This is a genomic window from Winogradskyella endarachnes (assembly GCF_009741275.1).
Taxonomy (GTDB): Bacteria; Bacteroidota; Bacteroidia; order Flavobacteriales; family Flavobacteriaceae; genus Winogradskyella; species Winogradskyella endarachnes.
This window is the reverse complement of the sequence record NZ_WOWS01000001.1, coordinates 318,625-340,213: the sequence shown is the minus strand read 5'-3', so window position 1 is coordinate 340,213 and position 21,589 is coordinate 318,625. Positions and strand designations below refer to the sequence as shown.

Here is a 21,589-nt window from a genome sequence, read left to right as displayed (position 1 = left end):
TTAATGTTACTATATAAATTGTTATTTAAGGCGAAGAATTAAGCTGATTTCTGCTCAACATTTTGTTTTAAATGCAACAAACCAGCTACCATACCATCTAATTCGTGCTCTAAGAAACTAGCATTTCTTTTACTAAAGCCTTTAATAGTATTAGCGTAAAGTTCTACACCAGCATGCTTAATACAAACACTATACGTATCGTTTTCTGCATCTAATTTTACCGAAGTTCTGTAATCACTAGAAATTAATAACCAGTAGCACAAGCTGTTAATCTGGTTAAACAAAGAGAATTTTGTTTCCATAATATTTTCATTTTAATCACCAACTAAATATAAAACTCAATTGGAGTAGTAGATTGAGGGAAATCTAAGACAAAGGTATCATCTATTAGTTGGTAGCTCTAATTTGTATGATGAAACGACCATATTTACCGATTATACCTATATAATGAACATATTATCCGTTAATTAACAGGTGATTTTATTTTGGCATTATTGTTGAATATTAATCTGTAGTTATTAAATATTCAGTAAACATCATCAGTATTTAAAATATATATATTACTTAACCTAGTATTATGGAGGCTCATCAGTTTTTGATGGGCTTTTTTTTGGTCTATATACAAGACTTCGATTGTATTTAGAATAGTAATTGTAGCATATCAGTTAAAGGCTGAGTGCTAGGTTATCTAATTTTAACCATAGAAATTTAGATTATGACCACATCGCAAAGCTTTAAAATAAAAGATTTCCCAAAATTGCTAGTAACATCATTTAAATCTTGGTTTAATGGCCAACCCTTTGAGCGCAGTGCTATTGTAGCCTATTACGCTGTACTATCATTACCAGCTTTGGTGATTATTATACTTAAAGTAGTAGGTAATTTTTTGGGCGAAGATATTGTACAAGGTGAATTATTAGATGAGATAACAAAAGCTATTGGAGCAGATGCTGCAGACGCTATTAGAACTATAATTAAAAATAAAAGCGCAGAGAAAACTTCTGTTTTTGCAACTATAATGGGTATTGCAACGTTATTATATGGTTCTACAGGAGTGTTTTTTCAAATACAATCGGCACTAGATGATATTTGGGAACAAGTACCAGCTTATAAAAACAATATTATATCTACTGTAATGAGCCGATTAAAGAGTTTTGGGTTTATATTAATTCTGGGCTTTTTGTTGTTAACCAGTTTTGTTTTAACCTCTTTATTAAGTGCTTTCAGTAAACAATTAAACCGTTTTTTACCAGAAAATTGGTTCGATTTTTTATATGTAATTGACTTTTTAGTCTCGTTAAGTTTTATATACGTACTTTTTGCTGCCATGTTTAAGTATTTACCATCGGCAAAAATTAAATGGGCTTCCGTGCGTGTTGGTGCTGCATTAACCACTATTATGTTCTTAATTGGCAAATACCTTTTAGCTTTATATTTTAATACCATGGAACCAGGTTCTACGTATGGTGCTGCTGGATCTATTATTCTAATAATGCTTTGGGTATCTTACTCGAGCTTAATTTTATTATATGGTGCCCATTTTACCAAAGAGTATGCAAATCATTATATTGAAGACGATTATATATCTTAAATTATAAAATTCATTACGGTATACTCACTTTTTTTGTAATTTACGATTAAATGAATTTATGAAATTATTCAACAAATTTAGATTTAAAACGATAGAAGGGAAGCGTCTAAAAAAATATCTTCTATATGCTATTGGCGAAATTATATTGGTGGTAATTGGCATTTTAGTTGCCGTAACCATTAACAATTATAATGAAGACAAAAAAGCCGAAAGAGAATTGGTTAAAATTGCCAAACAAATTGAAAAGAAAATAACAAAGGATATCACTATTGTTGCGGAACCTCGGCAAGACATAAAAGAACAATTAAAGCAGTATAATCTATAGAGTCTGCGCCGTTTTTATTCACTATGAGTATTCAGTTTTTACCAGTTAACCCAATATTATCATCATCTTTAGATCATGTAGCTTCTAATAATTCGGACTTATCTAACAAGCTTCTAGAAATTCAGCAAGATTATAATGTAATGGATCGCACGTTACGACCAATGGAAGACATTATGAAAGATGAATTGATAAAGAATATCAATTATATTAAAGATAATTTTAGTTGGATGAAAAATTAGTTGGTGACAAACGTAATTTTACGGTTGAAGAATATAAATATTTTGGTTCTGATGATTATAGAAACCGTGTATTGCATATGCGTTTTTTATATGTAAATGGTTATGATGACATTTTAGCTGAAGTTGAAACTCTTTTAAATACACACTTAGAAGAATTAAATACACTGATTAAAACCGAGTAGAAGATTTACTGTGTTTTACAAAACCAATTGTAATAGTAAATTTATAAGTGAGGTGAGTAATAATAAATACTATTTTACATAATATAAATTATAGGACAATCTGTAGCAATTTACGTAATAGCGCTTTTTAGCGATATTTGACATAATTATAGTTTTAGTGACACGCAGTGTCCTAATATCTATAAAGTATAACGTTCATGATTAAATAAACAAATACTGTGAGATTAATAATATATAAATTGATACAAAAAAACGCACTAATAAACATTAATGCGCTTTATATATAAATGCTCTAAAACCTTATTACAGTTTCAAAATGGTTCTTCCTTTTAATTGACCTTTTAGCTAATGTTAATGAGTTTAACTTCCAATAGCTATTAAAATTTATTTTCTACTTCAGCAGCTTGCAACATTAAATAATGTAAATCGGTATTTTTTATAAACGGTTTTAATAATTGGCTTCCTGGACCATACATGGCTAATTCTACATAATCTGCAGAATGTTGCATACTAATCCAACCAACCGAATTGTATTGTTTCTGTATTTCTGCTAAAGGTTTAAATGGTAAATGTTTAGGATTATAAAGTCCATCTTCGGTTATTAAATTAGAATAATAGCTTAATAAAAGTTTGGCTTCATCATCGGTAACACTAAAATTATTGGCATATGATATGCGCTCTTTTATTTGTGAAATTGAAGATTCTTTTCCTAAACCATTTAAAACCCAATCATTGGTATGTTTATAGTTTTGTATGCTATCAAAATTATCATTAGCCTGGTGTCCGTATATAACTCCAGGGTTTGCATTTCCGTGATCAGTGGTGATAATTACTAAAGTGTTTTGGTCTTTTTCTGCAAAATCCATAGCTACTTTTATAGCTTCATCATGTGCGGCTTGATCATATATTAGTCCAGCTATATCATTACCATGTGCAGCCCAATCTACTTTACCAGCTTCAACTTGTAATACAAAGCCATTGGGGTGATTTTTCATATTATCAATGGCTTTTTTTGTCATTTCTGCAAGTGTTGGAACACTTTTTAATAGTTCTTTATTTTGTTCTCTGTCTTTAGAATACGGTAAACCGTTATTAGCAAACACACCTAATAAAGGTTTTGTTGTACTTGCCGCCAGCATTTTTTTTCTAGATTTTGCAACAGTATATCCTGCCTTTTTAAAAGCTTTATACATGTCTTTTTTATCGCTTCTGGTTTCTGCAGAAAAGTACTTATGCCCTCCTCCCATCATAACATCAAATTGTTGTGCTAAGTATTTTTCTGCAATTTTTTCTTGTGCATTTCTTTTTTTAGAATTTACACAAAAACCTGCAGGCGTTGCATGAGTAATAGGTACAGTTGTAACACAGCCTGCTTTTTTACCAGCCTGTTTAAATTTTTGCCATATGGGTAAATGTTGCTCTCCATTGCTGCTTACATTAATAGCACCATTACTAATACGTTTTCCGCCTCCCCAAGAAGAACTTGCCGCTGCAGAATCTGTTACAATAGAACTTGCAGAAGCCATATCCATTAAGGCTCTAGAGACTTTATTCTCTTTATACAATTGTAGCCAATTAGACCCTTTTCCTGTTTTTCTAGATAGGTATAAATCTGCCATGTTTAATGTGCCAATACTCATACCATCACTAACAATAATTATTATATTTTTGGCTTTTTTATTTTTAAATTCTGAATCTAAAATGGGTGTGCTATGTGTTTCTAATGGGTTTAAAACAGATAATCCCATGGCTGTTAATGCACCGTTTTTAAAAAAATCTCTTCTTTTCATGTTGTTATTTTTTTAATTCACTTTTTCTAATTTACAATCTTTTAAAATATAAATGAGATGATCAACATCTTCGCTATTTAGTTGAAGGGTTGCTGTAATTTTTACAACTGTATCTGTTTTTAATTTAGGGTTGTCATCTAATCGTAATTCTACCACTGTTTCTGGTCCACCCATACCACAGAAAAAACACATTGCCATGGTAGATTTTGATAAGATATACAGGTTGTCTTCTGGAGAAATATTTAAAAAATAACCTTGTAATTCTACTAGTTGGCCATCTAAAGATTTAACATTTTCTCCAAAATTAGGATACATAAAGTACTCCTCGTAAATAGGAAAATACTTATCTGTAAAAGTGACATCAGCCAGATCATCCCAAGTAATAGATTTTTGCGCCATACTTAGATTACAAGCTATTATAAAAAGTAAAAAGAGTTTAGTTTTCATTAGATAATATTTTAGAGAGATTCATTTTTAAAATAGGTATTACAGCAAAACATATAGCTATAATAACCAATATAAAGACCCAAAATGCAATTTGAAATACGTTTATAAATTCTAAATTGAATCTTAGAGTTTGCTGATATTGACTATCTACTAATTGAAGTACTAAAAGTAGTCCTATTTGCGATAATAAAACACCAAAAACAATACTTATTATACTAGTAATAAAACCTTCTAAAGCTACAATTTTTATGAGTTGAAAATTACTAGCTCCAAAGGTTCTTAGCATTGCTAAATCAAAAGCACGTTCTTTAACCATTTTATATAAATTAATGAATATCATTAAACTAGAAATGAATAAAATGATATATGCAACCCAAGAAATAGCCTTAACACCAATACCTGTAAAATTAAATAAACGTTCTATTTCATATTTGGGTATAGCGGCTTGCATAGTTGTATTTTCATTAATTTGTCTAGGAATAGTTATGAGTCCCATGGCGTTTCTAAACTTAATGAGCATTGAGGTAATTTCTTTATTTTCTTCATTTGTATGCGCATGTTGGTGAGTTTCAGTATGATGATCTTCATCGATATCTTGGTGTAGATGATCATTGGTTTTTGTTGTTTCTTTATGCTCAGCATGCTCAGCATGCTCTGTGTGCTCTGTGTGATTAGAATGGTTGTGCACATCCCAAACGGTTTCTAAGGGTGTAATAATTAATCGATCTATTACTTGGTGAGATTCTTCATAAATACCAACAACAATTAATGGTGTATTATGTGTGTCTTCAATATCACTATTTAAGCCATGAGAACTTAAAAATTTGTCACCAATTTTTAAACCAGTTTGTTTGGCAACCTTATAACCTAAAACGACCTCCATTGGGTTTTTAAAATCGATTCCTTTGGCTATTTTGGTCTTATAAAACTTAGAAAATGCGTTTGTGGTACCAACAATTCTATAACCTTTATAATTATCGCCATACGATAAAGGAATTGCTGTTTTTATTAAGCGATTTTTTGCTATTTTTTTTGCTTCAGCATAGGAAATGTTTCCGGTAGGATTATCAATATGTAGCACAGATGCTAATACTAATTGTAATGGACTTCCTTTGGCTCCAATAACAATATCTGCATGGCCTAAATTATTATTAAATTGTTGTTTTATTGAATTGTCTATTTGTTCTATACAAATAAGTAAACCAATACTGATGGTAAGTGATATAATACTTAATATTGTATATAGAGGTTTATGAAAAAGATTTTTTATACTAATTCTCCAAATAATCATAACTCTAGTATATTTTGAAACTTTGATTTTATTCTATGATCATGGGTAATTACTATTAAATTTGCATGAGATGCTTCTGCTTGTTTTTGTAATAATTCTAAAACTCTACTACAATTATTATCATCTAGACTAGATGTTGGTTCATCTGCCAAAATAAGTTTAGGTTGGTGTACAACTGCCATGGCAATACCTAAACGTTGTAATTGGCCTTCGCTGAGCGTATTAGTAGTGCTGTTTTTTAAATTTATTAAATCTAGGTTTTCTAATAATTGATTTATCAACTGATTATTAATAGGTTTATTTGCAAAATGAAGACGTGCCTTTAAATTGTCATAAACATTTAGTGCTTTTATGGCTTAGTTTTTTTGAAAAATTAGTCCTATTTGTTCGCCTCTAAAAGCATCTAACTGAGATTGCTTTAACTCATTTATCTTCACATTATTAATAGTTATTGTACCAGTTTTAGGTTTTATTAAACCAGCAATGAGATGTAAAAGTGTAGTTTTACCAATACCAGATTCACCTAAAATTAATAGCTTTTGCTTTTCTTTTAATGCTATATCCGGAAAACGAAAATGTTGATCTTTTTTACGATAGTAAAATTGTAGGTTCTCAGTTTGTAACATCTAATTTCAAAATTAATGATTTATGGGCCATTGGTCTTGTTGAGGAAACAATTGACTTTGCCAAATTTTTATTTCTGTTTCCGTTAAAATGCAATCTTCTAAATCTGAAATCATCGATTCTTTATCAATATGCTGACCAATAAAAACAAGTTCTATTTTTCTATCTCCAAAAACGGCATCCCATTGCGATTCAATTTGTGCTTTATTGTCGTTAAAGGCGCCATAATTAATCCTCTCGGCAAAAGGCATTGATGCCCACCATACGCCTGCATTATCTGCTTTGCAAGAACCACCTGCAGAACTCCATATCAAGGCTTGATTAGATCTTGAAGCCAACCAAAATAGCCCTTTACTTCTAATAATATTTTGAGGAAAACGTTGATTTAAATACGTAAGAAAACGCTCTGGATGAAACGGTTTTTTACTTCTAAAAACAAAAGAACTAATACCATATTCTTCGGTTTCTGGGATATGTTCATTTTCTAATTCTTTTACCCAACCTGCAGAAGCTTCGGCCTTTTCATAATCAAATAAACCTGTATTTATCACATATTCTAAATCTACGTTAGAGTTGGTTGTAGTAATAATTTTGGCTTCCGGATTTAATTTATGGATTATAGCTCGTAGTTCTTCTAAGTTATCTTCTGAAACTAAGTCTGCTTTATTTAACAAGATAACATTGGCAAACTCAATTTGATCCGTTAATAGGTTTACAATGGTTCTGTCATCGCCTTCAATATTTGTTAATTCTCTTGATGCTAAATAATCTGCACTAGAAAAATCTTTTAAGAAATTAAAAGCATCCACAACCGTAATCATATTATCTATATAGCTAAAACGACTTAAGTCTATGCTACCATCTTCGCTCTCAAAAGTAAAAGTTTGTGCCACAGGAATAGGCTCACTTATGTCAGTACTTTCTATTAATAGATAGTCGAATTTATTTTGTTTGGCAAGCTTCTCTACTTCTATCATTAAGTCTTCTCGTAATGTACAGCAAATACAACCGTTAGACATTTCTACAAGTTTCTCTTCGGTTCTAGATAAAGTGTTTTCATTTTCAATAAACTGAGCATCAATATTTACTTCACTCATATCATTTACAATAACGGCTACTTTTAAACCTTCTTTATTGTGTAAAACGTGATTGAGTAAAGTTGTTTTTCCGGCTCCTAAAAAACCACTTAAAACGGTAACTGGTAATTTATTCATAATCTTCTTATTTAATATAAATTATAATTCTATTTGATTGAGTTTATTCATTTTTTCAATTAAATCTCCAGCTTTGATTCTAGCTTGTTTTGGGTTGCGATTTTTGATATAATTTGAGATATAAAGGGATGAATATATTTATGATTTACCCATAATAAACCATCTTTAGGGTTGTCTTTTAATTAAAATAAAATTTTTCTCTACAGATTAAATTGGAATAAATAGGATAAAACTTATTGTGTTGCGCATTATAAATTTGCCCTTTAATAGTTACTGGTTGAAATAAGGAATCATTCAAATTATAATTAAGCTCATTAATTTTATCATTCAAATAATAGGAAAACAACAAGTTTTGAAATTGATTATTATTCCAAAACTTGGAGTACCCTTTTTGCTCTTCAATTTTGTTGTAAAGCTGTTCTAGGCCAGTTATATTTTTAAAAAATTGGTGCCCTAAAGCGTCTAAAATAATTTTGTTTTTGCTAGAGAGTATAAAGAATATGTTACCAATTTGTTTAGTTATAATCAATTCACTTAGATTGTCCAAGATTCTTTTATCTTGAGAAAATGTATTTCCCAAAGAGGTGTAAAAATAATTTTCGTAACTAAACATGGTATTAATTACAGGTTCTAAATTATCTGTAGGACACACAAGGAATAGATTGTTTTGCATAATCGTAGGCCAATTTAAGCAAGGTTTATAAGTTTTTAAATGCTTCTGTTTCCATAATTGATACCGATTCAAAGTGGTCTGGATTTTTGGTATGTATTACATCAAAGTTTCTAACATCAACATAATCGTTAAATGCTTCACTTGTATTTATAATTACGCCACCAAGTAAAAATATTCTTTCACATGAAAACTCGTTTATACTCATTTTTACCAATTGCTTTATCTGCTTATTTATGGCTACATAAGTATAATCAGTTATAGCTTTTTTTGGATTATTAGCATTAACAATATCATGCTTAAAAGGCATAAGAGATTGTTCTAATTGTATTTGTTGTTGATCGTAATACACATTTTGAGGTACGTAAGTTGGTTCTTCGTCACTTTTTTGAAATCGTTCTAATGCGAGCATTAGAGCACCACAACTATTTGTTAAACGCGATTGGCCTATTCTGCGCATTCTGCCCAATTCACCTTCGTCTGTTATACCAATATGTGGACCATAAAAAATAAAGGCGTCTCCTCCATCTGGAATATGGTGAGAAAAAGCAACCATGCCTGTAAAACCAGAAAATGGCAATCCTCCTAAACCTCCCATGGTAAATGGTCTACTTAATACTTTACGGAAGTCTGTTGAAACATTAACATCATCGGAGCAAACAGATGTTGCAAACAACATTTTTTTTAAGTCAGATTTGTATTCCGTTTCTAAAAGTGATAAATAACTTTCTGTAATTTCTGCTCCAGTTTTTGCAGCAGGATAATGTTTGTTTACTGTGTCTTTAATTTTCATGGTTATCGTTTTTTGTGATTATTTATTTTGAAGTGAATTAAAGAAATCAGCCCTTATTTTAGGTTTATTAAATTGACCTCCATATTCAATAGTTGTGGTAAAACTTTCTTTATCTTTTATACCTCTAGATGATACACATAAGTGTTTTGCAGTTACAGATACTATAACATCTTCGGTTTCTAAAACAGTTTGTAAATCATTTAGAATTTGTAGTACTAAGCGTTCTTGTACTTGTGGTCTACGCGCATAATAATCTACCAAACGATTAATTTTAGATAAGCCAATAACTTTATCCTTTGGTATGTAAGCGACATCTGCATAACCTACTATAGGCAGAAAATGATGCTCGCAAGCGGAGTCTATATTAATATGCTGTTCTATTAGCATTTTGTTATAGCCATACTTATTTTCAAATACAGAAAGTTTTGGTTTATTTATTGGGTTGAGCCCATAAAACAACTCCTTTACATACATTTTTGCTACACGATATGGTGTGCCAGACAAGCTATCATCTGTTAAGTCGAGCCCAATTTCTTCCATGATCATCTTAAAATGATGCTCGATGTTTTTTATTTTTTCGTCATCAGTTTTTTTAAAAGCATCGGTCCTTAAAGGTGTTTCTACACTTGTTGATATATGGTTGTCACCAGTAATTTCAATTTGGTCTTTAGTTTTCATTTACACAACATTTATCGGTTTCACATTTACAGTATTTTCTATTGTAGAGATGTAATATTACTAAAGCAATTGCCGGAAAATATATAGCACTTTCTGCCAAAGGGATTAACTCTAGTTTCTCATTTAGAATTACAAATACTAAACCTAGCCAACTTAGCCAGAGCATTGGTTTTATCCAGTTTATAGAGGTTGTTTTAGTGGACCAATAAATGGCAAAAAATGAAATCACTAAAAAAATATAATCAATAGATTTCCACCAAATTGGTGCTGTTGTACTGCAAGATGCTGCACAAGAATGTGCAATAAAAATAAAAGGTGTAGCTACACAATGTATAAGACATAATGAACTTGCAAAGGTTCCCAAAATATCGGGTTTTTGATTTATGGATATCATATATAATTATGAGTATTAATTAGTCTATTATTTTTATATCTAAAGAAGTAATCCTTTGCCAACCTGTAACGTCAGTTACGGAATAAGAGCAATGGTAATCACCAGAATCTATGTCATTTGGTATATCAATACTTACATTAATTTCATAGCTTGTTAATCCGGCTTCAATAGCGTAATTTTCTATAAAAATAAATGGGTTTATTGGGTCTTTAATAGGATCCAATTCACATGTCGCCTCTTGATCATCATGTGTGTGATGGTCAAAATTATTATGTATATCTATACTGTAAGATGCTAATTCTAAATTATCTATAACTAAGGCACTAAAACTGTAGGTTTCACCTTTACTTAGTTCTTGGCACGCCTGTGGAAATCCACCATCATAATTAACTAAAATTGTAGGTTTGTCTAAATCTGTTGTATTGTCATCATCGCTAGAACACGATGTTACTAGAATTAGAAAAGCTAAAAAGTAGAAATGTTTAATTGTAAGTTTCATAGTATGCGTTATAAAATCGGATAACATATTAAAATGCTATGCGATATCATTATTATGTGTTATTCTGTAACATCAATATGTGTTTCATATTCTTCTGTATTACCATCTTCATCTTCTACTGTAAATATTACATGATATTCACCAGCCGGAGCTGTTGCAGGTACATCAATATGTTCGTGAAAATCAGCTTCTGTTAATTCATGATAGCCTTCTTCAAAAACAGCTTCATAGTCCCATTCAACTTCACCATCAACAGGTGTAAGATCATGTGCATGGATATCAACACTAATATTATGAATTCCGTTAACCGCAGTTATCATAAACTCAGTATGCATATCGCTACCTCTTGCAACCGTAGCATCTATTGAAATTTCACTCAATGTGATATAGTCTAAAATCTGAATATAGCCTTCTACTTCTGTGCTGTTTCCTAATTCATCAGTAACTAATAATTCTATATGATATTCTCCTGAAGGAATATTTGTTGGCACATCTATATGCTCATGGAAAGTTGGATTGATTGCCATGTAGTTACTGTCTGTAAAAACTTGTACAAAATCCCAATCTTCTTCATCATCACCAGGCGTTAAATCATGCGCATGAATAGATAGTGTAATACTACTTACAATTTCTTCTGCAGTAATATCAGCTTCAATATGAATGTCTGAACCTTTGTAAGCAACTTGGTCCGTAGAGTGAGTACTTCCTTCTCCATATTCAAAATTTGAAATAACTGGAGCATTTGAAGACGAGCCATCATCATCACTGCTACATGAGTATAAAAATGTACCAAGGAAAAGCGTAATGGCTATTAATTTGAAATTAGATTTAATTTTCATCATTTTTGATTTTAAGTTTAAAGTAATAGTTTTCATTTTTGTTTTTAAGTATTAAAAAGTTTGTGTTAACGCTATTGATATGTTTCTGCCAGCCTCTGGCACATCTATTAAGCGGTAAAAGCTAGTGTGATCATAATATTCAGTATTGAAAACATTATTTAATTTCAATCTGATTTGGAGTGGGGCACTCTTTTTTAGAGCAGAAATTGATGTTATAAAGGACATATTTAGCACCTCATAACCTTCGGTGGTTTCTTCAGGTGGTACTATTTCGTTTTGATCGGCTGTAATTCTAAAATCTGCCGTAAGACTAGGAGCTTTTAATAAACCTAAATCTTTAAATTGATAATTAGCAGTTATTAACGTAGAAAAAGGTGGTGAAAACGGTAATGTAAAATCCTTTTTAGGTCCACTGGTTTGCCTAGCATAAATGTACTCTGCCGCTACATTTAATTGTAAGTTGTCAAAAATCGTAGTACTGGCTCTAAATTCACCGCCAAACCTAAAAACTTTGGCCTGCGTGTATTCGTAAATTTGTTGGGTTTGAAAGTAATTAGACGTAGGATTTAGATAAATATAATTATCAAAGAAGTTGATAAATGGGCTAATACCAATACTACTATTTTTAAATTTATGACTAACATCAATATCTAATTGATACGATTGTTCTGGGTCTAAATCTAGGTTTCCTTTTTCATAACGATACATGTGATAATTAACACCATCGGAAGCTAATTCATTAGCTAAAGGCATTCTAAAACTCTTACCAATATTAAATTTATAAGTAGTATTGTTTTGTATATAACTTAAGCCTAAAGACGCACTAATGTTGCCAAAATTCAGCGTTTTGTTTTGCGCTCTTTGCAAATAGATATACGAGGTTGAACCATCTTCGTTATTTACTGTAGATTGAAACCAATCGTTGTAAGATTTAGTTTCTAAAATTCCAAAATCGTAGCGAGCACCAGCTAAAAGATGTAAATCTGTATTGATTTTATAAGTATCAAAAGCAAAAGCACCAATAGTAAAACGATTGTATTCCGGAATTAAAAATCCCCAACCACCAATGTTGTTATTTTGGTATTCGGTGTTAATACCTGCTACAACAGTGTGTTTTTCATTGGGTTTAAACGTGTCTTTAATATTTAAAGAATAAGTGTTTTTAACAAACTCGCGCTCTTTAGTATCGTCTGGTTTAGGCATATAACCATGCGAGGTTGGTTCTGTATGCTCTTCGCGATGGTTATTTTGATAACCAACATCAAACAATAATGTGTGATTGTTAAATTCTATAGAGGTGTTGTTGATGATTTTAAAATGATTCACTTTATGGTATGGTAAATCTATATCTCTATTAGAAGCGTCGTAATCTATCTCAGAAACTCTAACTTCTAAACCATGTGCATTGGCAAAAAAACCGTTTTTAGCATATACATTACTTATAAAGGTTTCTGAGGTTATGTTTTTAGACGTGTACCCTATACTAAAATTAGCATTTGCTTCTCTACCCGCTGTATTTCTTAAATTATTATCATGAAGCTCAAAAATGTAGTTTTCATAATTTATCTTTTCGGTCGGTACTTTGTAGTCACCATAATCTCTATAAGTCAAGCGTGTACGATAAAACCATTTTTCGTTTCGTTTTTGAAGACCAAGAGATATACCTAACAAATCATTATTGGTTTCACCTAATAGATTCACCTCGCCATTAAATGAGTGTGCTAATGGTACTTTATTAGGTTCAATATCTACAACGCCTGCAATTGCATCTGAGCCATAAACCAAAGATGCAGCACCTTTAATTATTTTTATATTTTCAATACCATATTGATCTATTTCTAAACCATGATCATTTCCCCATTGTTGTGCTTCGTGCTTTACACCATTTTGTACCACTACTACTCTATTAAAACCTAAACCTCTAATTACTGGTTTAGACTGACCAGAACCTATTTTAATGGTACTAACGCCTGGTATTTTACTTAGTGTTTGCATTAAACTGTTCTCTCTATTGGTTTCTAAATATTCTTTAGAAACTAATTCGGTGACGATTGGTGTTTCTTTTGCTAAGCGTTTTTTAGTTTGTCCTGTAACGGCTATTTCGTTTAAACTGGTGGTAGATTCTTCTAATACCACTTTTATAAGTTCCATGTCTGAAGACACTACAACAGAAACAATTTTTGGTGAATATCTAATGTGAGATATTTTAAAGTTATAATTGCCTTTTGAAACATCGCTAATACTGAATGTTCCTGTTGAAGCTGTTACTGCAAATAAATTCTCACCAATAATATTAACACCTTCAATAGGTTGAAGGGTTTTAGAATCTAGCACTACACCTTTTATGTTAAAGCTATGTTGTGCAAACACTACAGAACTGAGACTAATACTTAGCCAAAGACTCACTGTTTTATAAAACATACTGAGATTAAATAGAAATTGAAATTTGTTCTTAGGAGCGAACGTTAATTAGTAATACTAACAGTTTATGTATGGTGTTTCTCCACGTTTTGCATGGCTTTTTAATGACTATTGAATAGTGTTTTTACAATATAAATCACCTTATCATTAAAGACGTTGAATGTAGAAATACAGAAACTATGTATTGCAGAATTTATACAGAATAAGGAGGTGGTCTAGAAAATAATTGATTAACAGAATAAGAATTAATACCTGCAAAAGTGTAGATATTAATAACCTCTTGGTGAAGTATTGTCTCTGTATTTTCTATTGAAACTAATTGAACTTCTGGAGCAAGTGCAGGTGTTAGATTTTGAGTAAGCGTAAAATCACAAATTTCACAGTGCGTATCATGATCATCGTTATCATCTATGTGTGATAATGCATGTAATCCTACCATTTTCATTGAAAGAAAAAGAATCAGGAAAAAATACGTGATACTATGTTTTAAAACACTGGTTTTCATTAAAGAATTGCGCTAAATAACTTAAATTTATAAGTATTATGTATGCAAAGATATTATTATTTTTTATTATTGCAATAGAATCGCAATAATATAATGCATATAAATCGCATTAGTATGAAAAGAAGAAAAACACCAACTAAAGAAGCTGTTTTAGAGGTATTAACTAAAGCAGGAAAAGCTATGAGTCAAGACGCTATAGAACAGCAAATTTCTATAGATATTAACAGAGCGACGATTTACAGAGTATTGAATCGATTTTGCGATGATGGCGTTTTGCATAAAATTGTTGCCGAAAATGGCAAACAGTATTTTGCCTTATGTAATGATTGCGAAGAACAACATAATCATGATCACTTCCACTTTAGGTGCACTCAATGTGAAACTGTAGAATGTTTGCCTGTAGAAGTCAATTTGGCGATACCAAAAGGTTATCTTGTAGAAAATATGAATTGTGTAATCTCTGGTGTATGTAAAACTTGCGTCTAATGCAATCGAAATTTTAGTATTCTACCTTAAACTTTTAATTTAATAACGCTGATTCTTAAACAAGTATTTCTTTTATGCTTCTGTTTTTCAGTGTAATATATTGTTTTAAAATAACTTCAATTTTTACATAAGTTTTAATAGTACAATCTGCTTAATATCAGTAATTTTGTGCCTATTTAATTTTTAAGTCGATAACTTTATTTTTATAATAAACTTTAATTATGAAACAATTTATAATAGCGCTTTCTGCAATACTTTTAAGTACAAGCGCGTATGCTCAGTTTGAAATATCTCTAAGTGGTGGCTATGCTATTGGAAGTGCAGGAATGAAACTTGGAGAAACGCAAACAGCAGACGGAACAGAAAATAGCTATGGCAGCTATGGAGAAGGAATTAATACACAAATACGTGGTGCGTATTATTTTAATGAGCATCTTGGAACAGATTTAAGTATTGGTTACTTATATGGTTCTGACCAAACAGTGTCTAAAGTGAGATTAACAGGTTATGAAGTAGATGCTATTGCTCGAGCACGTGCTTTTGGCGCTTCAATGTCAGTGATTTATAAGTTTAATGAGAATGTGTACACACGTCTTGGTGCATTAGTTAAATTAGGCGGTAAAACAGAAGCTGTAGTGAATCAAAAAGTGACGTTTTCTGAAGCTGAAGCTGAAGCTTTTGGTGTGCCTTTTGGTTCTTATTCAGAAACAGATTATGTAGAAGATTTTCATGGACAATTTCCTTTGGGTTTTGTTGCTTCCATTGGTTACAGACATGATTTAAATGCTAACTTTAGTGTTTTTGCAGAAGCTGAATATTATGGAATTAGCTTAAAACGAAAAGATTCTGAGATTACAGAATTTAATACCAATGTGGTTTTAGCAGATGGAACCGTTGCCGTGAGCGGACTGTATTCTTTAGATAATTTACCAGCAGGTGTAAATCGTGTTACACATTATGTGGATTATCTGTCTAGCGATAATACAGATACTTCAAAGGAACTGGCTGTAAAAGTACCGTATTCTTCTTTTGGGATAAATATTGGTATTATCTATAAATTTAAACGTGCTGCGTCAACTAACAAATAAGTTGACCTCGCTCCTAGTCTATTTTTAATTAGATTTATTCAATTACAAAACGAATACTTTGATCTGTTGTTTTTAAAATATAAACGCCAGAGGTAAAACCAACTAAATCTAGATTAATAGTTTGTTGCTCTATGTGTTTAGAAATTAATAACTGCCCTTGTAAGTTGTACACTTTAAGAGTCCCAATGTTGTTGCGTGTTTTAGAAACCGTTAACGTGTTTTGTGTTGGTATTGGGAATACATTTAACGGGTCTGTTATAAATTCAGATTCTGAAATAGATAAGGCATTTAATGCGCCAAAACCCAGTGTTGTACCCACATCGGCAACGTTGTAAGGTCCTTTATTACCGTTGGCTCCAAATTCTTCAGCACCAGCATCAATATTAGCATCTCTATTGCCATGTAAAATATCTTCTGTTAAAAATGAAAAACTGCCAAGACCAGCATCAATTGCTGCACTTCCGCTTTCTATGGTGTAAAAATCGGTTCCACTAGTTAAAAGTCCAGATGTAACAGTTTGATTTGAGTTAACTCCATTGGTTAAATCCCAGCTTCCATTTTGAGTAATGTTACCTTCGTAAATAGATGTTCCTGTTGGTGCTGTTACTTCTTGAAATGCATTATCTTCTGAATCTAATATTATATTGTTAGCAACAATAATATTCTCTGGTGCCAACGTTGCGCCACTTAAACTGGTGCCAATTCTAATACCTAAATCGCAATTTACAAGCGTATTATTAACTACAATTGCATTTTTTACTTGATAATAACCAGATAATGCAGAATTTACTTGGCCATTCATTACATTTAAGGCACCTGTTGTGCTAGAGCCTGACCCACCTGGTTTTCTATATCTTAATCCTTCAAAGTAATTATTGTAAACTTTATGATTTTCACCAATAACGCGCACACCTCCAGAAAATGAGTTTTCATTTCCAAAAAAGAAGTTTCCAAAGACTTCAGCATTATTACCATGTCTTAAGGTTAATGTGCCTTGGTAATCTCTAAAAGTATTGTTGTAATATTTATTGCTTCCAGATTTGTTTGAAATAATTTCAACTTCACCAGACCAATTGTAAAACAAATTATCATACACTTCTGTAAATGAGTCTGAAAGTGAAGTACTACTCGTTCCTATTCTAATAGCATCTTGGTCGTTTAAGCCATTAACATCATTATTAACTGGTACTCTGTCTGCAAAATAGTTATGATGTATTTTAGAATAATCTGGCGTTGAATTATTATGATTATCATTAATAATGCTACCAACACCGTTTTTACCAATAAAAGAGCAATAACTCACCTCATTATATTCGCCATAAATAATAATCCACTTAAAAATGTCTTCCGCTTGACTTAATGTACCATTATAGCTATCAATTTTTATGTTTCTTACATGGCAATTCACACAATCATTATTACTTGTATCTCTAAATTCTATTACAGGCTCTATTCTATCATTGGTGGTTATAAGACCTGATGCATTTTGAAAAACAATACCTTCAAAAATAATATAAGAACCGCCTAAACTTATATGAGAACGACCTTCAAAAAATACATTGCCAGGATTTTGAGCTTTAATAATACAAGGTTGCGTTTCTGTAGCATTTACATTAATAGATAATAGTACATTATTGTAAGTACCATCTGCGATTTCTATAACAGTGCCTGATTGTGCATTAGAGACTGCATTTAATAACTCGGTTGTAGAGCTAACCACTTGGGCATTAATACTAATAAATGTTAGGCAAAAAAAGAGGTAGAGATAATTTTTCATAACAAGACAATAAAAAGTAAAATTGGTTAACCAATTTCAAAAATATTGAATTTTATGTTATAAATACTATAATTCTGTTGTTTTGAAGGATAAATAGTTGGATACTTAGTTGTTTAGTTATATTACTTGAGGATTTTGAATTCTTATTTGGTTTAACCATTCAATAAAGTAACTAAATTTGCTCAAATTTCGGTAATCTAAATTTATCACTAATGCAAAACTCATCCCCAACCATAAACGTTTTAGATTTAGACAATAATCCTGTAAACCTAATGCAAGTTTACAACAGCAAAATTTTGTTGGTTATTATCTATAACAATGATTGTTTGGGTTGTACAGGGCGTGCTATTCCTTTGGCTTACGAGTTTCAACAAATTTTTGCTGAGATTCAGGTTGTTGGTATTCATGCAGATTTTGTAGGTAGAGAAGGTTCTAAAACCACTATTAAAAGCATATTTACAAGTGGAGAGATTCCTTTCCCTATTTACATTGATAAAGATCATAAAGTCTATGACCAGTTTAATGCAGAAGGCACACCTCAATGGTTACTATTTACGGAACAAGGTGAACTTTTTCGTTCTGTTTTTGGGTCCCAATCCAATGCAAAAAATCGGTTGTATTATGCTTTAGAAAGTTTGGTTAAAAGCTAATAGACATTAATTAAAACTTAATTTTAAAAGCGTCAAATAAATGACTCATTGTCCATGCAGGACCAATCATTAAAAACTGTAAATCTTTTAAGAAGGATGGCTTTTTACCCTCGTGATTATGACCTATAAATTGGCCTATCCAAGACACTACAAAAATACCAAGCATTATTTGCCAAAGTGGTGCAAATTGTAATAACGAAATTTGATCTATTGTTAAAAGTACAATCGCAGAAAATACCAGCATACCAATAAATAATACAAGTGATAAACGTAAATAGTAGATGAGTCCTAATACAATGACAAGCGTTCCAAAATGCATGTAAGGTGCTAAAACATCAGGGAAAACAGTACGTATAGCTTCTGGTACAGGAATACTAGCCAATAACCCAATAAGACTAAAAAAGATAAGTGGTACACAAACATAGTGTATGGCAATATTTAATTTGGTTTGGTGACTTACTGCGTATTCGCTTAAAAGGGCATCTATTTTTCTCATTTAGTAGTATTTAATTTGTTGTTGTTTTAATAAATTTTCGGAGTTCTTGGTATTCGTTTAATCCTTTTTCCGTTAAATATGGTAAAAGTAGATTCCACTGAATTTCTATAGAAGGTCGTTTGTTAACCTTGTACTGTTCTGTCTTCATTATTTGTTTTTGGGCTTGCCAAAATGTACTGATCATCCATATGGTATAAATCACCTTATCGTAGTCTATAGTTTGGTTTTCTGGTACCATTCTACCCGATTCTATATAGTAATCAATTAGTTTTCTGGCATCTTTAAAACGCACCAAATTAGATGCTTCATATTGTTTTGAAATGCCAGGATAAACCGTAGAAATGTGTACTATTTCTTTAAAAAAAAAGGCATAACGTTGTTGCAGATTATCAAATTTCTGCATCATTTCTTCAAAATGAAACAATGTAATGTAGGTGTTCTCAGGAAGAATGTAATCTAAGGTTTCATTGTACATTTCCGTGTAAATTACCTTTAGTAAAGCTTCCTTGTTTAGATAATGATACCTTAAATTTCCTGCACTAATTCCCAGTTTATCGGCTATTTGTTTCATAGAAACTACCGAAAATCCTAAGGTGTTAAATAACGAAATCGCTTCTGTTTTTATTTTATGTTTCATAATGATGGTTACGAATATAGAACATAATTACTAGAATACAAAAATAATTAGTAAACACTGACTAAATTCATGTATTAATAAAATATTTATTATTTAAGGGTTGGGTAAAATAAGGACCTACACGTCAATAGGTAAAGATGCAATAATGCTGTTGTGTTTTAATTCAAACTTAAATCTATGTATATGAAAAACCTTATTCCTGTTTTGCTCATAAGTTCTATTGTAATGTCTTGTAATGAAGATGATTATTCACCTGTAGAAGACGATGTAATAATTTCTGAAGAATTACCAATAGACTCTAATATTCTTAACCTTCCTGATTCACCTTTTAATTATGCTAACATTGTATTGCCTGATTATTTTTTAGATAACGATGTACTTAATGAAGACAACACACCTAACAATAATGCTGTTACAGATGATGGTGCCGTTTTAGGACGTGTTTTATTTTATGATAAAAAGCTCTCTTTAAATAATACAATTGCCTGTGCGTCTTGCCATTTGCAAGAACATGGTTTCTCTGACCCAAATCAGTTTAGTATTGGTTTTAATGGTGAATTAACGCCAAGGAATTCTATGGGTTTAGCTAATGCTAGATTTTACCAAAATGGACGCTTTTTTTGGGATGAACGTGGTGCTACGTTAGAGGCACAAACGTTGATTCCTATTCAAGATTTAGTAGAAATGGGCATGACGTTAGACGCATTAGAAACTAAATTAGCACAAGAAAATTATTATCAGGTTTTGTTTACAAATGCATTTGGTGATGGTAATGTAACAAGCCAGAGAATAGCCTTAGCCTTATCTCAATTTATACGTTCTATGGTGTCTTACCAATCTAAGTTTGACGAAGGTTTAGCACAAACACAAAATATTAACAACAACTTTCCTAATTTTACAGCATCTGAAAATAGAGGAAAACAACTGTTTTTAAGTAACCAAACACGTTGTTTTGATTGCCATGCAACCAATGTATTTGTTGGTGATGACGCCAGAAACAATGGCTTAGATGCTACAATTACAGATTTAGGTGTTGGCGGAATTACAGGAAATAACAATGAACTTGGTGAGTTTAAAGTACCATCTTTAAGAAACATTGGTTTAACAGGGCCTTATATGCATGATGGCAGGTTTTCAACCTTAGAAGAAGTTATTGAACATTACAATAGTGGTGTTCAAAATAATCCTAATTTAGATAATCGCTTAAGACAAGGAAACAATGTACGTCGTCTTAACCTTTCTGATGCTGATAAGCAGGCTTTGGTAGACTTTTTACATACCCTTACAGATGAAGAATTTATAACAGACGAAAAATATGCCGATCCTTTTACTGATTAAATGCTTATAAAAATAAGTATATTTACTCATTAATTAACGATATTTAATGAATAAGCTTATTTCTGTTTGTGATGAAGATGTATATAATAATTTATATAAAACACATGCTGAAGGTTTAAGAAATCATCTATATTATAAGTTTGGCAATTTAGCTCAGGCAGAAGATGTTGTACAAGAATCGTTTATAAAATTATGGGCTAAATGTAGCACTATCATTTACGAAAAAGCAGTTGGTTTTCTTTACACTGTTGCTAAAAATCTATTTATAGATAATTTAAGATCTAAAAAAGTAGCTTTGAAATTTGAAAAGAATACCGTAAAAACATACAATCATGAAGATCCTTATTTTCATTTAAGAACTAAGGAATTTCAAGAAAAACTAGAAACCACTATTTCTGCTTTACCAGAAAAGCAACGCGAAGCTTTTTTATTAAATAGAATTGAAAAATTAACGTATAAGGAAATTGCTTTAAGGCTAGATATTAGTCAAACCGCTGTAGAAAAGCGTATAGCCAAAGCTTTAGTGAAGCTAAAAGAATTGACAGAATTGCAAAAACGTAGTTTTTAATATTGGTAAACAACTAGAATTGAACATATTATATAAATTGAATTAAA

General features: G+C 31.2%; 25 protein-coding genes and 1 pseudogene. 9 read left to right on the top strand and 17 right to left on the bottom strand.

All coding sequences use genetic code 11. From position 1 onward, the window contains the following. Window positions 1–38: 38 nt before the first annotated feature. Window positions 39–302 carry a hypothetical protein gene (locus GN138_RS01560; RefSeq protein WP_157361556.1) on the bottom strand — a complete coding sequence of 88 codons (264 nt, stop codon included), beginning with the start codon at window positions 300–302 and terminating at the stop codon, window positions 39–41. A gap of 413 nt (window positions 303–715) precedes the next feature. Here GN138_RS01560 and GN138_RS01555 point away from each other — a divergent pair, with 413 nt between their 5' ends. From GN138_RS01555 to GN138_RS01540, 4 genes are read left to right on the top strand one after another with little or no spacing between them, the layout of a single operon-like run. After that, window positions 716–1,591, top strand: a complete 876-nt coding sequence (locus tag GN138_RS01555; protein WP_157361555.1) for a YihY/virulence factor BrkB family protein — start codon at window positions 716–718, stop codon at window positions 1,589–1,591. A 58-nt stretch (window positions 1,592–1,649) separates the two neighbouring features. After that, window positions 1,650–1,916 carry a DUF6090 family protein gene (locus tag GN138_RS01550; protein WP_157361554.1) on the top strand — a complete coding sequence of 89 codons (267 nt, stop codon included), beginning with the start codon at window positions 1,650–1,652 and terminating at the stop codon, window positions 1,914–1,916. Window positions 1,917–1,939: 23 nt separating this feature from the next. Continuing rightward, entirely contained in the window at window positions 1,940–2,155 is a 216-nt protein-coding gene (locus tag GN138_RS01545; RefSeq protein WP_157361553.1) for a hypothetical protein, read from the top strand. Beyond that, the gene (locus GN138_RS01540) at window positions 2,140–2,337 is read left to right on the top strand and encodes a hypothetical protein (RefSeq protein ID WP_157361552.1); all 198 of its coding nucleotides are present in this window, start codon (window positions 2,140–2,142) and stop codon (window positions 2,335–2,337) included. The genes GN138_RS01545 and GN138_RS01540 overlap by 16 nt, the downstream gene beginning before the upstream one ends. Before the next feature lie 377 nt (window positions 2,338–2,714). Here GN138_RS01540 and GN138_RS01535 read toward each other — a convergent pair whose 3' ends face one another. From GN138_RS01535 to GN138_RS01475, 13 genes and pseudogenes are all read right to left on the bottom strand, one after another. Then, window positions 2,715–4,127, bottom strand: coding sequence for an alkaline phosphatase (locus GN138_RS01535; RefSeq protein WP_157361551.1), 1,413 nt, complete (start codon window positions 4,125–4,127; stop codon window positions 2,715–2,717). A gap of 12 nt (window positions 4,128–4,139) precedes the next feature. After that, on the bottom strand, window positions 4,140–4,574 hold the full coding sequence (locus GN138_RS01530; protein WP_157361550.1) for a hypothetical protein: 435 nt from the start codon (window positions 4,572–4,574) through the stop codon (window positions 4,140–4,142). Continuing rightward, window positions 4,564–5,865: an ABC transporter permease gene (locus tag GN138_RS01525; protein ID WP_157361549.1), complete on the bottom strand. Its 1,302-nt coding sequence runs from the start codon at window positions 5,863–5,865 to the stop codon at window positions 4,564–4,566. The genes GN138_RS01530 and GN138_RS01525 overlap by 11 nt, the downstream gene beginning before the upstream one ends. Then, window positions 5,862–6,491 (bottom strand): annotated as a pseudogene (locus GN138_RS01520) (ABC transporter ATP-binding protein). The gene GN138_RS01525 and the pseudogene GN138_RS01520 overlap by 4 nt, the downstream one beginning before the upstream one ends. 12 nt (window positions 6,492–6,503) lie before the next feature. Continuing rightward, window positions 6,504–7,703, bottom strand: coding sequence for a GTP-binding protein (locus tag GN138_RS01515; protein WP_157361548.1), 1,200 nt, complete (start codon window positions 7,701–7,703; stop codon window positions 6,504–6,506). A gap of 178 nt (window positions 7,704–7,881) precedes the next feature. Then, window positions 7,882–8,376, bottom strand: a complete 495-nt coding sequence (locus GN138_RS01510; protein ID WP_157361547.1) for a hypothetical protein — start codon at window positions 8,374–8,376, stop codon at window positions 7,882–7,884. A gap of 25 nt (window positions 8,377–8,401) precedes the next feature. Then, on the bottom strand, window positions 8,402–9,166 hold the full coding sequence (locus GN138_RS01505; RefSeq protein WP_157361546.1) for a hypothetical protein: 765 nt from the start codon (window positions 9,164–9,166) through the stop codon (window positions 8,402–8,404). A gap of 18 nt (window positions 9,167–9,184) precedes the next feature. Further along, the gene (folE, locus tag GN138_RS01500; RefSeq protein WP_157361545.1) at window positions 9,185–9,844 is read right to left on the bottom strand and encodes a GTP cyclohydrolase I FolE; all 660 of its coding nucleotides are present in this window, start codon (window positions 9,842–9,844) and stop codon (window positions 9,185–9,187) included. Then, a complete protein-coding gene (locus tag GN138_RS01495) occupies window positions 9,834–10,238 on the bottom strand; it encodes a MerC domain-containing protein (protein ID WP_157361544.1) in 405 nt (134 codons plus the stop codon). Before GN138_RS01495 ends, folE begins: the two co-directional genes overlap by 11 nt. Before the next feature lie 19 nt (window positions 10,239–10,257). Continuing rightward, entirely contained in the window at window positions 10,258–10,737 is a 480-nt protein-coding gene (locus tag GN138_RS01490; RefSeq protein ID WP_157361543.1) for a DUF4625 domain-containing protein, read from the bottom strand. A 59-nt stretch (window positions 10,738–10,796) separates the two neighbouring features. Continuing rightward, window positions 10,797–11,612, bottom strand: a complete 816-nt coding sequence (locus tag GN138_RS01485; protein WP_231743017.1) for a DUF4625 domain-containing protein — start codon at window positions 11,610–11,612, stop codon at window positions 10,797–10,799. A 15-nt stretch (window positions 11,613–11,627) separates the two neighbouring features. Beyond that, window positions 11,628–13,982: a TonB-dependent receptor gene (locus GN138_RS01480; RefSeq protein WP_317162692.1), complete on the bottom strand. Its 2,355-nt coding sequence runs from the start codon at window positions 13,980–13,982 to the stop codon at window positions 11,628–11,630. A gap of 208 nt (window positions 13,983–14,190) precedes the next feature. After that, window positions 14,191–14,436 carry a hypothetical protein gene (locus tag GN138_RS01475; protein ID WP_197429296.1) on the bottom strand — a complete coding sequence of 82 codons (246 nt, stop codon included), beginning with the start codon at window positions 14,434–14,436 and terminating at the stop codon, window positions 14,191–14,193. Between the two features lie 180 nt (window positions 14,437–14,616). Here GN138_RS01475 and GN138_RS01470 point away from each other — a divergent pair, with 180 nt between their 5' ends. Together GN138_RS01470 and GN138_RS01465 are read left to right on the top strand one after the other, a co-directional pair. Next, the gene (locus GN138_RS01470) at window positions 14,617–14,988 is read left to right on the top strand and encodes a Fur family transcriptional regulator (protein ID WP_157361540.1); all 372 of its coding nucleotides are present in this window, start codon (window positions 14,617–14,619) and stop codon (window positions 14,986–14,988) included. A gap of 221 nt (window positions 14,989–15,209) precedes the next feature. Continuing rightward, window positions 15,210–16,076 (top strand): outer membrane beta-barrel protein, encoded by an 867-nt coding sequence (locus GN138_RS01465; RefSeq protein WP_157361539.1) that lies wholly within the window; start codon window positions 15,210–15,212, stop codon window positions 16,074–16,076. 34 nt (window positions 16,077–16,110) lie between these two features. Here GN138_RS01465 and GN138_RS01460 read toward each other — a convergent pair whose 3' ends face one another. Continuing rightward, a complete protein-coding gene (locus GN138_RS01460; protein WP_157361538.1) occupies window positions 16,111–17,853 on the bottom strand; it encodes a chondroitinase-B domain-containing protein in 1,743 nt (580 codons plus the stop codon). A gap of 212 nt (window positions 17,854–18,065) precedes the next feature. On the opposite strand from GN138_RS01460, the gene GN138_RS01455 reads away from it, so the two are divergent. Next, entirely contained in the window at window positions 18,066–18,503 is a 438-nt protein-coding gene (locus GN138_RS01455; RefSeq protein ID WP_157361537.1) for a TlpA family protein disulfide reductase, read from the top strand. A gap of 10 nt (window positions 18,504–18,513) precedes the next feature. On the opposite strand, the gene GN138_RS01450 is transcribed toward GN138_RS01455, so the two are convergent. Further along, window positions 18,514–18,999 carry an Mpo1 family 2-hydroxy fatty acid dioxygenase gene (locus GN138_RS01450; protein WP_157361536.1) on the bottom strand — a complete coding sequence of 162 codons (486 nt, stop codon included), beginning with the start codon at window positions 18,997–18,999 and terminating at the stop codon, window positions 18,514–18,516. Window positions 19,000–19,009: 10 nt separating this feature from the next. Next, window positions 19,010–19,636, bottom strand: a complete 627-nt coding sequence (locus tag GN138_RS01445; RefSeq protein WP_157361535.1) for a TetR/AcrR family transcriptional regulator — start codon at window positions 19,634–19,636, stop codon at window positions 19,010–19,012. Between the two features lie 183 nt (window positions 19,637–19,819). Between GN138_RS01445 and GN138_RS01440 the strand changes: the two genes are divergently transcribed. Continuing rightward, complete coding sequence (locus GN138_RS01440; RefSeq protein ID WP_231743016.1) at window positions 19,820–20,974, top strand: cytochrome-c peroxidase; 1,155 nt, start codon at window positions 19,820–19,822, stop codon at window positions 20,972–20,974. A gap of 46 nt (window positions 20,975–21,020) precedes the next feature. After that, entirely contained in the window at window positions 21,021–21,542 is a 522-nt protein-coding gene (locus GN138_RS01435; protein WP_157361533.1) for an RNA polymerase sigma factor, read from the top strand. Window positions 21,543–21,589: the final 47 nt, after the last annotated feature.